12 protein-coding genes are annotated in these 15,458 nt (G+C 43.6%); 2 read left to right on the top strand and 10 right to left on the bottom strand.

The annotated features are described in order from the left end of the window. Window positions 1-20: 20 nt before the first annotated feature. The 5 genes from INE92_RS20930 to INE92_RS20910 all read right to left on the bottom strand — a co-directional run bounded on the left by INE92_RS20930 (window position 21) and on the right by INE92_RS20910 (window position 6,757). Complete coding sequence (locus INE92_RS20930) at window positions 21-1,091, bottom strand: hypothetical protein (RefSeq protein ID WP_009039149.1); 1,071 nt, start codon at window positions 1,089-1,091, stop codon at window positions 21-23. 9 nt (window positions 1,092-1,100) lie between these two features. Continuing rightward, window positions 1,101-2,867 carry an HSP90 family protein gene (locus INE92_RS20925; RefSeq protein WP_009039148.1) on the bottom strand — a complete coding sequence of 589 codons (1,767 nt, stop codon included), beginning with the start codon at window positions 2,865-2,867 and terminating at the stop codon, window positions 1,101-1,103. A gap of 9 nt (window positions 2,868-2,876) precedes the next feature. Further along, window positions 2,877-5,375 carry a tetratricopeptide repeat protein gene (locus INE92_RS20920; RefSeq protein WP_151923435.1) on the bottom strand — a complete coding sequence of 833 codons (2,499 nt, stop codon included), beginning with the start codon at window positions 5,373-5,375 and terminating at the stop codon, window positions 2,877-2,879. 136 nt (window positions 5,376-5,511) lie between these two features. Then, complete coding sequence (locus tag INE92_RS20915) at window positions 5,512-6,039, bottom strand: shikimate kinase (RefSeq protein ID WP_009039146.1); 528 nt, start codon at window positions 6,037-6,039, stop codon at window positions 5,512-5,514. A gap of 115 nt (window positions 6,040-6,154) precedes the next feature. After that, the gene (locus INE92_RS20910) at window positions 6,155-6,757 is read right to left on the bottom strand and encodes a nitroreductase family protein (RefSeq protein WP_009039145.1); all 603 of its coding nucleotides are present in this window, start codon (window positions 6,755-6,757) and stop codon (window positions 6,155-6,157) included. Between the two features lie 139 nt (window positions 6,758-6,896). Here INE92_RS20910 and INE92_RS20905 point away from each other — a divergent pair, with 139 nt between their 5' ends. Further along, window positions 6,897-7,532, top strand: coding sequence for a ribonuclease H1 domain-containing protein (locus tag INE92_RS20905; RefSeq protein WP_008024073.1), 636 nt, complete (start codon window positions 6,897-6,899; stop codon window positions 7,530-7,532). Window positions 7,533-7,561: 29 nt separating this feature from the next. After that, on the top strand, window positions 7,562-9,334 hold the full coding sequence (locus tag INE92_RS20900; RefSeq protein ID WP_009039144.1) for an ArnT family glycosyltransferase: 1,773 nt from the start codon (window positions 7,562-7,564) through the stop codon (window positions 9,332-9,334). On the opposite strand, the gene INE92_RS20895 is transcribed toward INE92_RS20900, so the two are convergent. Genes INE92_RS20895 through INE92_RS20875 form a run of 5 tightly spaced genes read right to left on the bottom strand, consistent with a single transcriptional unit; the run spans window position 9,321 to window position 15,371 of the window. After that, window positions 9,321-11,300 (bottom strand): LTA synthase family protein, encoded by a 1,980-nt coding sequence (locus tag INE92_RS20895; protein WP_015532132.1) that lies wholly within the window; start codon window positions 11,298-11,300, stop codon window positions 9,321-9,323. The two genes, INE92_RS20900 and INE92_RS20895, sit on opposite strands and share 14 nt — an antisense overlap. Before the next feature lie 46 nt (window positions 11,301-11,346). Further along, window positions 11,347-11,766, bottom strand: a complete 420-nt coding sequence (locus INE92_RS20890; protein WP_004314482.1) for a GtrA family protein — start codon at window positions 11,764-11,766, stop codon at window positions 11,347-11,349. Next, window positions 11,750-12,706, bottom strand: coding sequence for a glycosyltransferase family 2 protein (locus tag INE92_RS20885; protein WP_004314479.1), 957 nt, complete (start codon window positions 12,704-12,706; stop codon window positions 11,750-11,752). Before INE92_RS20885 ends, INE92_RS20890 begins: the two co-directional genes overlap by 17 nt. Next, entirely contained in the window at window positions 12,703-13,506 is an 804-nt protein-coding gene (locus INE92_RS20880) for a polysaccharide deacetylase family protein (RefSeq protein ID WP_008642711.1), read from the bottom strand. Before INE92_RS20880 ends, INE92_RS20885 begins: the two co-directional genes overlap by 4 nt. A gap of 29 nt (window positions 13,507-13,535) precedes the next feature. Continuing rightward, window positions 13,536-15,371 carry an ABC transporter ATP-binding protein gene (locus INE92_RS20875; protein ID WP_120144788.1) on the bottom strand — a complete coding sequence of 612 codons (1,836 nt, stop codon included), beginning with the start codon at window positions 15,369-15,371 and terminating at the stop codon, window positions 13,536-13,538. Window positions 15,372-15,458: the final 87 nt, after the last annotated feature.

The raw sequence follows: 15,458 nt of genomic DNA, 5'->3' as shown, positions 1-15,458 counted from the left end.
ATTAATCTACATGTTGGCAATTAATTGGACATTAATTGTTTCAAACGGTCCATATAACCACTATTTCCGTTGCGGGCGTCATAGCGAAGTGCCAGCTCTTCCGCCTGCTGATAGAAATAATTGCGAAGCTCGCTGACCTGATAAATTCCATCCGGACGATAAAGAGGGAATTCCTCCGGCAACGACAAGGAGACTTCCGGACGGGTCTCATACTTCAAGGCCTCTACCATATCGCAAGAGAAGCGATATTTCTTCAACGTATTCGTACGCAAACTCCAACCGATGCACCGCTCGGCATACTCCCAGCCTCTTTCCGGCTTCGTCATTATATTATAAGCAATAAACAATCCCAAGTAAAGCAAAAGATATTCATCCTTTTCTCTTCCCTGCAATGCTTCTTCGGCACGTGCACACATATCAGCGGCAACCTCCGGTTTGCCAGCTTTCTGTGCATAATAAGAAAGCTTCAAGTAAGCCCGCAAATTGGCTTCATAACAGGTGACCTGCTTATTAATCAATGGCTGCGCCCGGCTGTAAGCCTCATCAAACTGCCCTGTTTCCAAATAATAATCCAGCATAAAATTCAGTTCGCAAGCCTCACACGACTGACCGTCTATCTTTTCATTCAGCATCTTGTCAATGTATTCTTTTGCCTTGTCATACTGGCGCATCCAAACACATTCCACAGACCAGCGGTGATAATAACTCCGCAAAGAATATCCATTCCGCAGAATACGGGTTTTATAATCCTCACCGATCGCTTTCACCTGTTCCATCGGAATTTCCGGCAGATCGAACGTACAAGCCCAGATCCATTTATATTTCCACAACAAGTCATCTTCTTTGATTACATCCTTGTGATTCTCGTAATCATCCAGGATTTTAGAGAACACGGTAATCTCTTCCGCATCTGCCGAAAGAAGATTCAGTTCATAGATAAGATCCAGTCTCAACTCCGTAGCCCATTCCACATCTTCGTTCTCATCAGCGATGCGGATAGCTTCTTTCAATAGATTAGCTTTTTCACGGGGATGCAGGCTGTCATTCTGTGTCTGCAACAGCAGTTTTTGTATTTCAAGTGTGTATCTCATACTCTTTTTTTAATTCAGGAAATTTATAAAATCATTCATTTTCGAAGTCATCAGTTCGCTAAGCGAACGGTTGAAAAGCTCCATTTCTTCACTGTTCACCGGATATTTACCTTGTAGAAGCGATTGTACATACAATATATGCACCACATGCTGAAACAATTTATTGTCTCCCTGTATTTGCAATAAAGTCTGTACCATTTCGTTATCCGCATTGAAAGTGAGTGTCGGTGGGATTTGCTTGGCAGTATTGACAGCCCCCAATACAGCCGCCAACGGATTATTGGCACTTTTAGCTACATTCTCCTTTTCCTCCGCCACAAAGATTACCGGAATATCCACCGGAGTAAAATGTTTCAGACGACAGACACAGCCAAACCGCTTCAACAGCTCGTTCGCTTTCATTTCAAAAGCCTGAAACTCTTTATTCGCCTCCACTTCGCCAAACTGTTCCAGCAACCGTGAAGGAGATATTTCATCCAACGTAAGTTCCGGATTCAGACGGACATACTTTTTCAACAAAGTCTCATCAAAAGTGTAAGCAGCATTCACCACCAGCCATCCTTGCGCTCCGGCTATACGGCGCACCTGACGGAAATCTTCCAGATTCTTGGTATAGCATATCACATTGCTTGCCGAACGAATACTTCCAAAACCACGCAGCCCCTTATTTGTTTCAAAAGGAAGGTAATCCATAAACAAACGGAGCAGTTCATTGTCTTCCGAAGCAATCGCCTTGATATGGAAGTGATGAACATCCAAGATCCGGTTGAACATGGCTCGGTCATTCTGCACCAATCCCCGCAAATAATCCTTGATAGCTATCCCGATCTCTTTCCGCGCATCCTTCAACTGGTCATTGCTCACCAAAGACTCGCGGGAAGCAGTAGACAGCAATCCGTCCGCATTCACCAGACAACGGATAAAGAAAGCCCACGGCGGCAACAGATTACAATCGTCCTCACTCAACAGCATACGTTTAAGGTAGACCTTATGGGAATTGCGTACTGAAAATTGTGTGCGGAAAGGCAAAACATAAAGCACCCCTTCTACCTTACCACTTTCAGTATAAATCCGGAAAGCATCAAGAGCCGACGACTGAAATACTTTTGCCCCATAATCCAGCAGTTCTTTGCGAGTCGCCTTCGGGTCAAGCCATACGGGCGAAGGCGTATTTACCAACTCCTCTTCCCCCTGATAATGCAGATAGATAGGATATGGCAACACTTCCCCATAACTGACCAGTATCTTCTTAAACGTTTCATATTCAAAAAGATGCATCCAGTCTCCTTTCGGATGCAACACCACCTGCGACCCGATAGGCCGTTCTTCGTCCGATAAAGTCAGCTGATACGTCCCATCCACTTTGCCACACCAGCAAACAGGCTGTCCGCCCATTGCCGAACGACTCTCCACGGTGATTTCATTAGTCACCACAAAACAAGATAACAATCCGATACCGAACCTTCCGATAAAATCGTCCGCATCGGGAGTATCCCGTTTTGAACTCTCTCCGATAACCGTCAGAAAACGATAAACTTCCTCTTCTTTCAGTCCGACTCCATTATCCCTGAACACCACCGTTTTGTCTTCATTCAGAAAGACATCGATACGTCCTTTATAATTCTCGTCGATATTGCGTAGTGCCGTGATGGCATCTACACAATTCTGCAACAGTTCGCGAACAAAAGTATTCGGGTTACTATAAATGTGCTCTGATAACAGGGCAATCATACCTTTAAGATTGACCTGAAACAGATTATTCCCTTCTTTTTCCATGTTCCTCTTTTACTTTCTCCTCCTTCCGGTAATTTTAAGAGCTTTCTCATTGCCATTCTCTGCGGCCTTTTCGAACCATTCCATTGCAATTTCATCGTTTTCTTCCACGCCTTTGCCCGTCAGATAGGCATTTCCAAGTTCAAATTGCGCTTTGTCGCTATTTTTTTCAGCAGCTTTCAGCAGCCATTGCACCGCAGCTTCCGGATCAGGAGTACAACCTTCGCCATACATCATCATCTTACCGAGATAATAAGTCGCAGCAATATTTTCATTCCCTGCCGCATCCGTAAACCAGCGGTAAGCTTCGGCATAGTTCTGTTTCACACCTACTCCGTTGTAATAGCAAAGTCCGGTACGATACATACTCATCGTATTTCCATTATCCGCAGCCAGCGTATAATATTTAAAAGCTTCCGTTTCATTATCTTCCACTCCGATACCCATTTCATAACAGATACCCAATCCTTCGCTATACCACTCGTATTCGGCAGCTTTCTTGAAATAGGCAAAAGCCTTTTCCGATTCGTTCAGACTGTCATAATCATACAGGTAATACTCACCCATACGCAACATTGCCATTGGAATTTCGTTGGCCACAGCCTTCTCATACCATTCCATAGCCTTTTTATTGTCTTCCAGACAGGGACCGCAACCAAAGAAATAATAGTCTCCCATCTTAAACTGGGCATAACCATAGTCCTGTTCAGCAGCTTTCATCATATATTCCACAGCCTTTTGCGGATTTTCTTCCACGCCATTGCCATTTTCATAAGCCAGGCCCAGCTCTGTCAGACAACGGGACTCTTCCTTCTCCGCTCCTTTGCCGAACCATTCGAGTGCCTTATCCCAGTCTTCTGCCGTTCCGATTCCTTCTTTATAACAGCGTCCCAGAGCAAAGATCGCATCATTATCATCCGCTTCTGCCGCCTTTGTATACCAAGCGAACGCCTCTTCCGGTTTTGCTTCACCAAGAACACCTTTTTCCATATAAAGACCAGAACGGAACATCGCATAAGGATAACCCTGTCCGGCAGCCCTACTAATCAGTTCAAATGCCTTTTCATAGTTCTTCTCCACCCCATCGCCATTCTCATACAAGAACGCCAGTTCTACAAGAGCAAAGCAGGAACCCAGTTCGGCTGCTTTTTCATAACATTCTCTCGACTTATCAGCATCTTTTACACCGCTGTATCCATTAGCCAGGTAAAGCGCCATCCGACAATATCCGTCGGCATTGTTCAGCGAAGCTGCCTTTTCATAATACTCTAACGCCTTCACATAATCCGGTTGTTCAGACAAGAAGCCACGCTCATACATCCAGCCTAGACGATAAGCTGCATTTCCCGAACCCAGTTCAATAGCCTTCTCCAACAATTCTTTCGCACGATTCATGTCCTCTTCCACCAATTCACCGTTGAAATAGATATTAGCCAGTCCTTCTATACCTTGTATATAGTTATCTTCCACGCAACGGTTCAGACACATCAGTCCGCGTTCCACGTTCTTATATTCATCATTATACAGGTAGATCAGCGCCAGTTCATACGCACTGTAAGATTCACAATAAAGCATCCCCTTTTCCAGCCATTCAATAGCTTTCGGCATATCCAGCCATTCTTCTTCCTGATAATTATATCCCAGGAAGTTAGCGGCAGACCACACACCTGCATGCCAGGCTTTTTCCCAAAGTTCAAAGCCCAGTTCTTTCGGTTTATTCAGTTCCGGATAACGGAAATAAAGGGTAGCCAGATTTTTAAGACTATAAAGATTGGGAACTATCTCCAGAGACTTTTCGTAGTAAGCAGCTTCCTCTGCCACACTGCCTTCCGCCCTGTCGAGCGCGTCTCCCAGTGCTGCATATACATGAGCACGCAAACGTTCTCCTTCAGGCAGTTCGGCAAGCAGGTCATTCCGTATCTGCAACGCCTTCGCTTTATCTCCTGTAAATTCTTCGACAAAAGCACGATAATGTTTTCCCCATAAAATAGCTTCGGGAGAAGTGAGAGCGGCAAAACGTCGTTCGCCCTCTTCTTTATTTTGCTCGCAATAGAATCCCATGTATCGCCAATAGGCAACAGTTGCTTCCGCTTCAGCCCAACCCATATCGGCAGCCTTTTCGTAATACGGAAACAAATAACTCATATCCCGCTTTCCATAACGGGCTTCAGAATATTGCGCACCCTTCTGTGCCCATCCCGCACCGCTAAACACAGCTACACGGTCGCATACCTGCATTACCTTCTCCCACCAGAATTCATATTCTTCTGCGTTGAGATCGACCTCTACGTTACAGTCAAAAGCACTGAATATCAGTTCAAAAAAATCTTCTGTTAATTTCTCGTCTTCTTTTGTGTCCAAAGCATATTCACATACAGCCAATGCTTCCCACCAATTTTCCGCATTTAATAATGAGGCCGGTGTATACTGTGGAAACCATGTCCTTGCAGGCTGTCCGGACGCTTTTATTCTAGCGGATAACTCTCCAAATTTCTCTTTTAAAATTTTCATGATATAGACTTTACCTTAATTTTGTGTTATTAGTCAATAAAAAAAATCTCATAACGAGTGCAAGGTACTAATATTGACTGAATGAACAATAAAGAGTATCAAAAAAATAAAGTCTGATATACAATTTAGGCACAGATTATAATCCAAGAAGTTGTTGCAAACGTTGCACCGATGTTTCAATCTGCCAACGGTCTTCCAATTCGTCTGCATTAAAGATATATTGTGCCTGGTGATAAAAAGGTGCGCGTTTCTCAAGCGCCTGAACGATGAACGCTTTCAGTTCGTCATCCTCTTTCCCCTGAAGAATAGGGCGTTGCTGTTTAGCCACACGCAAGCGTCTGAACAGCACATCCGGATGCACATCGAGAAAAACCGTCTTTCCGGTCCGGTTCATAAATTCCATATTATCAAAAAAACAAGGCGCTCCACCTCCCGTCGAAATTACCACATTCTCAAACTCGGCTACTTCATGAAGCATATTCCGCTCCAGTTCCCTGAATCCTGTTTCGCCTCGTTCAGTGAATAATTCTCCAACGGTTTTGTGAAAACGCTCTTCGATATACCAGTCCAGATCAACGAACGGTATATTCATTTGCCGGGCAAATGCTTTACCCAACGTCGTTTTTCCGGCACCCATATAGCCGGTAAGAAAGATACGAACCATAAATGACTAATTTTGCTCACAAAATTAATCATTTAATGAAGAATGAAGAATGAAGAATGAAGAATTTTAGCCATTATGCCATCCAATTCTTCATTATTCATTCTTCATTCCCGATTTATTTAAAGATTCTCACCCGTTCTTCAAGCGGCTGAAATTCTTTTTCACCCGGTTTGCCAATAGGAAGTCCGAACGGCATTTCCGCAATCAGATGCCAATGTTCCGGCAAGTTCCATGCACGGCGCACTTCTTCATCAATCAACGGGTTATAGTGTTGCAGCGATGCTCCGAAACCTACATCCTCAAGCATCACCCAGATAGCCAGCTGGTGCATGGCAGAAGTCTGCAATGACCATCCCGGGAAGTTCTCCTGATAAGACGGGAAAGCCTCCTGAAGTCCTTTCACTACTTTTTGATCCTCAAAGAACAGTACAGTTCCGTAGCCACAGGCAAAGGAATGATCTATCTTCTCTTCTGTCTTTACAAAAGCTTCAGCCGGTACAATCTTCTTCAATGTATCTTTCACGATCTGCCACAGTTTCTTATGAGATTCTCCCAACAGGAGCACCACACGTGTAGTCTGTGAATTGAATGCTGACGGTACGTGACGCACGGTCATATTAACGATACATTCGATCTCCTGATCGGATATAGGTGACTGATTAGTAATTGAATAGTAAGTCCGACGTTGTTTCAAAGCTTCACTAAAAGATCTTTCCATCATAGTTCCTTTCTTATTTTATATTCTTAAAACTCTCTTTTTTTTATAACAAGTATCCCCCCTAACTTGTTCAGTTAGAGAATATATTTGTACCTTCGCAGCGTCAATTCATTGACTATCTAAATTTATCGTCAGAAAAATGGCAAAACAAAAATTTTATGTCGTATGGGAAGGCGTCACACCCGGGATTTACACTTCCTGGACAGACTGCCAGCTTCAAATCAAAGGATACGAAGCTGCCAAATACAAATCATTCGATACGCGCGAAGAAGCGGAACGCGCGCTGACAATGTCTCCATACGCTTATATCGGCAAAAACGCAAAGTCTAAATCAGGAGGTTCCAAACCTTCGTCAGATACTTTACCCTCTTGCGTGATCGACAACAGCCTGGCAGTCGACGCAGCCTGTAGCGGTAATCCGGGACCGATGGAGTATCGTGGAGTACACATTGCCAGCCGGCAGGAAATTTTTCATTTCGGCCCGATGAAAGGCACGAATAATATCGGCGAATTTCTAGCCATCGTACACGGGTTGGCGTTGTTGAAGAACAAAGGTTTCGACATGCCTATTTACAGTGATAGCGCCAATGCGATCAGCTGGGTACGGCAGAAGAAGTGCAAAACCAAGCTCCCCCGCACTCCGGAAACGGAAGAACTGTTTTTATTGATCGAACGGGCAGAAAAATGGTTGCGGGAAAATACATATACCACTCGTATCCTGAAATGGGAAACGAAAGAATGGGGAGAAATTCCGGCCGACTTCGGCAGAAAATAAAAGAACATAAATTTCAATCATAAGAAAAGATGAAAACATTGACTTCAAACAAAGCTTTCTGGCTGTTATTAGTCATTTGCGTAGTTACTATCCTGCCTTTCCTCGGCTTGTCGGAATACCACACGAAAGGTGAGCCTCGCGAAGCTATTGTTTCCTATTCCATGCTGGATAGCGGAAACTGGATCTTACCCAGAAACAACGGAGGAGAAATGGCTTATAAACCGCCTTTCTTCCATTGGAGCATCGCTGCTGTATCAGCAGTAGTGAACGGAGGGCAAGTCACAGAAATGACCTCCCGCCTGCCGTCCGCCATCGCCTTGATTGCCATGACTCTCTGCGGCTTTCTGTTCTTTGCCAAAAGAAAAGGAGTGCAACTGGCGTTATTGGCCGCCTTTATTACCCTGACTAATTTCGAATTACACCGGGCCGGAGCCAACTGCCGGGTGGACATGGTATTGACAGCGCTCACCGTTGGCGCTCTATATTGTCTCTACAGATGGTATGAGAAGGGGCTTAAAGGTATTCCCTGGCTGGCCATTCTCCTGATGAGTTGCGGAACACTGACTAAAGGACCGGTAGGTACTATCATTCCATGCTTAGTTGTAGGCATATTCTTGTTACTCCGGGGTGTCAACTTCTTCAAGGCATTCCTGCTACTTTCCGCCTGGGCTATCCTTTCTCTCATCCTGCCTATCTGCTGGTACGTAGCTGCTTACCAACAAGGTGGAGAAGAATTCATCGCATTAGTGATGGAGGAAAACCTCGGTCGCATGACCAATACCATGAGCTATAATTCATGCGTGAACCCCTGGCACTATAATTTCGTGACCTTGTTTGCCGGATATGTTCCCTGGACACTGTTAGTCGTACTTTCCCTGTTCAGCCTGACTTACCATAAATTCAATATCCAGCCTGCCGCTTGGTGGAAACGTTTCACTGCTTGGATAAAGAATATGGATCCGGTGGATTTATTCTCTTTCACCAGTATTGTCGTCATCTTCGTTTTCTACTGCATTCCGCAGAGCAAACGCAGCGTCTATCTGATGCCTATCTATCCTTTCATTGCTTATTTCCTTGCCAAATATCTATTTTATCTGGTCAAGAAGCAATCCAAAGTCATCAAAGTATATGGAAGTATTCTTGCGGTAATCAGCCTGTTGCTGTTCACTTGCTTCATTGTATTAAAATGCGGGCTCATCCCTGAAACAATCTTCCACGGCCGTCACGCACAGGACAACATTAATTTCATGCGCGCCATACAAAATATCAGCGGTGCAGGAGCCTTGTTGCTGATTGCCGTTCCTACCGTCCTCGGTATCTACTGGTGGTTCTATCAACGGAAACATGCATTGAGCAACCGCTTCCTGTATGCCCTCGTCGTGCTTACCATGGGATTATACCTTGCATTAGACGGTGCTTATCAGCCGGCAGCATTAAATTCGAAATCCGTCAAATTCGTCGCTGCAGAGATCGAAAAGATTGCGCCGGAAAGCGAAGGGACTATGTACGAATTCATTGAAGAAAGTCTGCATGCAGCAGGTGACCCTGTACATTACTTCGAGATTAATTTCTACCTGCATAACCGTCTCGACAACTTCTACCAAAAACGTCCTGCCAAAGGTTTCTTGTTGATCGGCACCAATGACGCAGAGAAATATCTTCCTGAATTTGAGAAAGAGGGGTATCAGTTCGAACAGGTTTACGAATCTCCTAAACGAGTGCTCCGGCAAATAGCCAAAGTATACAAGTTCGTTAAAAACGAACAGCCTGAAAAAACCGAAACTACTCCTATTGTTGAGTAACAGGGACAGAATTTACCGTTTTTCCATGCTTCACAAGGAACTCTGCCGATTGGAGCATGGAAAAACTATATTCTTTTAAAGGCAAAAAGCGATCATCCATCGGAACGGCTTTCAATTTGCCATTGTCTATATGATAAGTAAATTCCTGCTGCGTCTCGTAATTATAAAGATACAATAACGTATCATTGCGTCCCACAATCATATTGTCGGCAGTATAAAACATACAGGGACGTTCTTCTTTCAGCAAATCCACTCCAAAATTATTCTGTAGATAATCAATATTCAACAGCCCCAATATCGTAGGCTGTATATCTACCTGACCTCCAAAAGTGTTTTTCTCTTCCGGATGAATACGGCTGGAGTAAATCATCAGCGGGATATGGTTATAAGATTCCGGCAGCTCACATTCGGCGTCTCCCACCAATTTGCCATGATCTCCTTCCAACACAAATATCGTATTATCAAACCAGGGCTGTTTACGTGCCTCTTCAAAAAACTTACGCAAAGCCCAATCCGCGTACTCAACAATCTGCGTCTCGGGTTCACTCGTTTTCGGATGGAAGAAAGGAGGTATCACATACGGCGGATGATTGCTGATGGACAGCAAAGTAGCAAAGAAAGGCTCTCCGGTGGCAGCCCGCTGATTCAATACCGGAATTGCATAGTCATACAGGAAATCATCCTGTACTCCGAAGCTATTCACAACCTTATCAGCCGGATAATTTTCTTGTGAGAACACTTCATCATAGCCGTTTGTCCGGAAAAAAGCGTTCATATTATCATACTGCCCTTCGTGCGTCATAAAGAAAAGGTTATAATAACCGTTTTCTTTCAGGACAGTAGGCAGTCCCGAATAGCGGGGAATGACAGAGCCTTTCATGAGGTTTCGTTTCATCATCGCCGGGAAAGAATATAAGGTGGCATACAAACCATGATTCGTATGGATTCCTGCCGAATAGAAATTACGGAAGCTAATAGAACGGGTATACAGACTATCCAGGAAAGGAGTCAGCGTTTCTGATTGCCCGAAATGCTTCATCAGTTTACTGGACATGGATTCCATCATAATCAGTACAACATTGGGGCGACCTTGCTGCACACTATCTGCTTTTGAAGCATGTCTGTACACAGCCAACGGTGAGACAGCTACCTCTCCCTGACGGTTGAGCAGAGCTTGCGCCTTAGTTATGGCTTCCTGCTCATCCATCAGATGCAAGTATTTATTTTCAGGACGCATATCATCCATCACACTCGTCAACAGATTAAAAGTCGGACTTACTCCCAATTGATTCAGAAAAGCATCCTGACAGAAATATGCCGCACTCACTTTGATCGGATTATAACCTGTACGCCCCCGAATTCCAAAGATGCAGAGGCCGATCAGACAAGCTCCGACCAGAACCACAACTCCTCTCTTCCAAAATGGGAACGAAGCGGAAATAGTAAGGCTACGACGATGGAAATAACGCGACAGACAGACAAGCCATACTATGAACCCGGCCAAGAAGAGCAGGAATAATCCGATGGACAAGTAATAGGCACTTTCTCCCAATATCATTCCGGCGGTAGTTCCTGCATAACCGAACCATTCGAATATAGAAGAATTGATATGCTTAAAGAAATAGGCAAAGTAGGGTATGTCCGACGCACTGATTAAATAGACCAGTCCATAAAACACACTGAAAAAGATTGTGAAGAAACGGAACAATGCTTTCCCATAGTAGTTGCAGACTCCACACACCACCGCAATTGTCAGCGGCAACAAAAGTATGTAACAACCGATCACATTATCAAACCAGACACCATGCACAAAAGCAAGCATTGAAAGGCTCTTATCCGACAAGGCTTCAGAAGTCAATTGATGATAGGATGAGATAAAAAGTACCAGGCGAAACAGTCCTGCGATCAGCAAAGCCGAAACATGTATCGTAAGTATATATACAATAAGATTTAGAAAACGTTTCATAATAGCCTTTTCTTTTTATGAATTAAATGAAAGAGATTTAATAAAATTATTTTCTCCCTTTGTAGATATAAACGAAATGAAGAATTAGGAAATTGATAGGTACTACAATTATCATCACCAGTATCGGCGCCAGAAGTTCGCCTGCCCCTATCCAAAGGAAGAGATTCAATAAACCAATCTCAAGCAGATAATTAATCAGATGACTAAAGCCAAACCCAACCGCATTGCGAGACGAGGGCTTGGAACGAAAAGTAAAAAAGGTAGTCAGGAAATAATTGCAAATAAATCCGACGGCATAACCTGCCGTAAAAGAGATATTGGCGTTTGCAACCAGTAAAACCAGACAATACACTCCGTAATGAATAGCCGAGGATACAGTGCCAACAACTCCGAAACGAACGAATTGCCAGAACTTATCCCGCCAGTCCGGATGCCTGTCAAATATAGCTTTACTTATCTTGGTCATCGTATAGTACTTCTTCCACATTATAGAGCGGACGACGTTTTACTTCTTTATAGATTTTCCCAATATACAACCCGACAGCTCCTATTGACATTAGAACAATTCCACCGACAAACCAGACAGACAACATCAAAGATGCCCAGCCATGCTCTGCCGTACCCGAAATTAAAGAATACAATACATAAATTCCTATCAGTATACTGATAAAAACAAATATAATTCCCAGATAAACAATACCGTAAATAGGCTTCACCGAGAAAGAGGTTATTCCGTCCAAGGCCAGGCTGAACATCTTTCTTACTGTATATTTGGAGGTTCCGGCTGTCCGTTCCCGGATTACGTCATCTACCGTAGTAGAAGGAAAACCCAGCAATGGGATAATACCACGCAAATAGACATTACGTTCTTGATAATGAGACAGCTGTTCCAGTACTCTCCTACTCAAAAAACGGAAATCCGCATGATTGTAGATTGTCTCTACTCCCATCCGGTGCTGTAATTTATAAAAAGCGGTTGCGGAAAGACGTTTCAGCATCGGATCTGCCTGGCGGGATACTTTCACCCCGTATACGACATCATATCCTTGTGTATAAGCATCGATCATCTCCTCAATCGCATTCAGGTCATCCTGCAAATCGGCATCAATGGTAATAACGGCATCACTCCAGTCTTTAGCGGTCATCATACCGGCCATGATGGCATACTGATGTCCTACGTTGCGAGCCAGGTTCATTCCTTTTATATATGGATTCGTCCGGTGCAATTGTTTAATAATGCTCCATGTACGATCTTTACTGCCATCATTCACAAAGAGCACAAAACTGTCGGCGCTGATCTTTTTTTTCGCCACCAAGTCATCAAACAAAGCTGTCAAACGGGTGGTTGACTCTTCCAACACTTCCTCCTCATTATAACAGGGGGATACAATAGCCAATTTAATCATTTTTCGTCCGGTTTATTTAGTTCAGCCAGTTTTATCTGCGCAAACTCCGAGTAAGTCATAAAAGGGTAGCCTTTTTCTTTCAGGTTGCGGATAAGCATATCCAAACGTTCCTCCATTCCTTTACCGGAATGGTTGCGGATGATAAAAGGCATTTTAAATTCAGGGTGTTCACCCAACGGATAAAACTCCCATGGGTGGAAATAGGTCACAAAATATCCGTCATGTTTCAACACCCGGTTTACCAGGCTTTGATAAAGCCACATCGGCAGATTATGACAAGACAACCAAAATAGTGGGAAACGAATCCATGGAGTTACAGAAGCCGGGATTTGAAGTAGTTTGCCTATCATAAAGCAGGTACGCGGCTCTGATAAATGCATATATCTTCCGGGGATAAATGCGGGATTCAGTGAGGAGTTGTACACATACCCCATTCGTTCAAGTTCCGTATCTGATACGGGAAACATACGCGGTTGGCGATAGCCTTCTATCGTTCTGCCGGTAAGACGTTCCAAGATTTCTTTTGAACGGCTGACATCGGAAGCCTGCGGCTGCCAATGGTCACATCCATGCGCAGCCACTTCATGTCCTTCGTCCATAATACGCCGCATCACCTCCGGCGCATTTTCTGCAAAATTGCTTGTACAGAAGAAGGTGGCTTTCACCCCGTTTTTTTTCAGGCAGTCCAGTATCCGGTTCGTACCATAGACTGATACTTTCATCGCTTCATCCAACGGAAAGTCTACGCCATGTTCACGAGGTACATCAAATTCTTCTGTATCAAAACTTAATAATATCATTGCATTATCAAAAAATTACAATTGCCGCATTACAGTTGTTGCATATCATGCAGGCGTTTGTAATAGCCGTTTAATTCTATAAGTTCCTCATGCTTACCACGTTCTACAATCTCTCCTTCATACAACACGCAGATTTCATCTGCATTCTTAATAGTAGAAAGACGGTGGGCAATAGCAATCGTCGTACGTGTTTTCATCAAACGTTCCAACGCTTCCTGCACGAGACGTTCTGATTCGGTATCCAATGCAGAAGTAGCCTCATCGAGAATCAGAATCGGAGGGTTCTTCAGGATGGCACGGGCGATACTGATACGCTGGCGCTGACCACCGGACAATTTTCCACCACGGTCACCGATATTCATGTTATATCCTTCCGGTTTCTCCATGATGAAATCATGTGCATTGGCAATCTTTGCTGCCTCTACCACTTGTTCCATTGTCGCATTCTCCACACCAAAAGCAATGTTATTGAAGAATGTATCATTGAACAAAATAGCTTCCTGGTTTACATTACCAATCAGACTACGCAAATCAGCAATACGCACGTCGCGGATGCTCGTTCCGTCAATGGTAATATCACCTTCCTGTACATCATGGTAACGTGGCAACAAATCGACTAAGGTAGATTTACCGGAACCCGATTGCCCAACCAGTGCAATCGTTTTTCCTTTGGGAACTGTCAAATTTACATGTTTCAGTACCTCTCTCTTACCATCGTAGCTGAAAGAGATATCTTTAAATTCAATCTTGTCATTCAAACCTTTCAACGGTTTCGGATTCGGAATCTCCTTAATCTTATTCTCTGCTTTCAGGATTTTATCAACACGTTCCATAGAAGCCAAACCTTTCGGAATGTTATATCCTGCTTTAGCAAAGTCTTTCAACGGATTGATTACACTATACAGGATAACCATATAGAAGATAAATGTCGGAGCATCGATGGTTGCATTCTGTCCCAAAATCAATGTACCACCAAACCACAGTACGGCTACAATCAGAATGGTTCCCAAAAACTCACTCATCGGATGTGCCATAGCCTGACGTATAGCAACCTTGTTTGTTGCATCCCGAAGTTCGTTACTACATTTGGTGAAGCGGTTAATCATTTTATCTTCCGCAATAAAAGCCTTGATGATGCGCAAACCTCCCAGTGTTTCTTCCAATTGCGACATCGTATCACTCCACTTTGCCTGTGCTTCCAGTGACTGGCGTTTCAGTTTTCTTCCGACCACTCCCATCAACCAACCCATTCCCGGCAATACAATAATAGTAAAAAGAGTCAACTGCCAACTAACGGTGACCAATGTCACGAAATATATAATAATCAGGATTGGACTCTTCATCAACATATCCAAAGAACTAGTAATGGAGTTTTCAACCTCTCCCACGTCACCACTCATACGGGCTATGATATCCCCCTTTCTTTCTTCAGAGAAAAAAGACATTGGCAGACGCATAACCTTAGCATATACCATAATACGAATATCACGTACCACTCCTGTACGCAATGGAATCATCACAGCTGAAGAAGCAAAGTAACAACCGGTTTTAAACAATGTCATCACCATCAGGAACAATCCCAAGAAAATAAGAGCCACAGTGGGACCATTATCCACTATCATTTGAGATATGTAATAATAGAAGTTATTCTTGGCAACATCTGCTAAATCACCACTACCCCATTCCATAAAATGGTATACTTTATCCGCTCCTTCTGTTTTAAACAGAATACTCAAAATAGGAATCAAAAAAGTAAATGAGAACACGTTGAATACAGCAGACAAAATATTCAGCAAAATAGCCCAGCCGATATACTTCTTATAAGGCGACACGAAACGTCGCATTAGTTGTAGAAATTCCTTCATTATTTACCATTAAAAAAGTTAAGACCGCAAAGATACAATAAAACTGATTAACAGACAGTAGTTTCAGCTAATTATTAACGCGATTTA

It is taken from the genome of Bacteroides xylanisolvens, assembly GCF_018289135.1.
Taxonomy (GTDB): Bacteria; Bacteroidota; Bacteroidia; order Bacteroidales; family Bacteroidaceae; genus Bacteroides; species Bacteroides xylanisolvens.
This window is presented reverse-complemented; position numbering and strand designations above follow the sequence as displayed.

Excerpts from the sequence above, each read along its gene's own strand:
- INE92_RS20930 (WP_009039149.1), bottom strand. The coding sequence starts at position 1,091 with ATGAGATACACACTTGAAATACAAAAACTGCTGTTGCAGACACAGAAT.
- INE92_RS20905 (WP_008024073.1), top strand. The coding sequence starts at position 6,897 with ATGGCAAAACAAAAATTTTATGTCGTATGGGAAGGCGTCACACCCGGG.
- INE92_RS20890 (WP_004314482.1), bottom strand. The coding sequence starts at position 11,766 with ATGACCAAGATAAGTAAAGCTATATTTGACAGGCATCCGGACTGGCGG.
- INE92_RS20895 (WP_015532132.1), bottom strand. The coding sequence starts at position 11,300 with ATGAAACGTTTTCTAAATCTTATTGTATATATACTTACGATACATGTT.
- INE92_RS20920 (WP_151923435.1), bottom strand. The coding sequence starts at position 5,375 with ATGAAAATTTTAAAAGAGAAATTTGGAGAGTTATCCGCTAGAATAAAA.
- INE92_RS20885 (WP_004314479.1), bottom strand. The coding sequence starts at position 12,706 with ATGATTAAATTGGCTATTGTATCCCCCTGTTATAATGAGGAGGAAGTG.
- INE92_RS20925 (WP_009039148.1), bottom strand. The coding sequence starts at position 2,867 with ATGGAAAAAGAAGGGAATAATCTGTTTCAGGTCAATCTTAAAGGTATG.
- INE92_RS20900 (WP_009039144.1), top strand. The coding sequence starts at position 7,562 with ATGAAAACATTGACTTCAAACAAAGCTTTCTGGCTGTTATTAGTCATT.
- INE92_RS20910 (WP_009039145.1), bottom strand. The coding sequence starts at position 6,757 with ATGGAAAGATCTTTTAGTGAAGCTTTGAAACAACGTCGGACTTACTAT.
- INE92_RS20915 (WP_009039146.1), bottom strand. The coding sequence starts at position 6,039 with ATGGTTCGTATCTTTCTTACCGGCTATATGGGTGCCGGAAAAACGACG.
- INE92_RS20875 (WP_120144788.1), bottom strand. The coding sequence starts at position 15,371 with ATGAAGGAATTTCTACAACTAATGCGACGTTTCGTGTCGCCTTATAAG.
- INE92_RS20880 (WP_008642711.1), bottom strand. The coding sequence starts at position 13,506 with ATGATATTATTAAGTTTTGATACAGAAGAATTTGATGTACCTCGTGAA.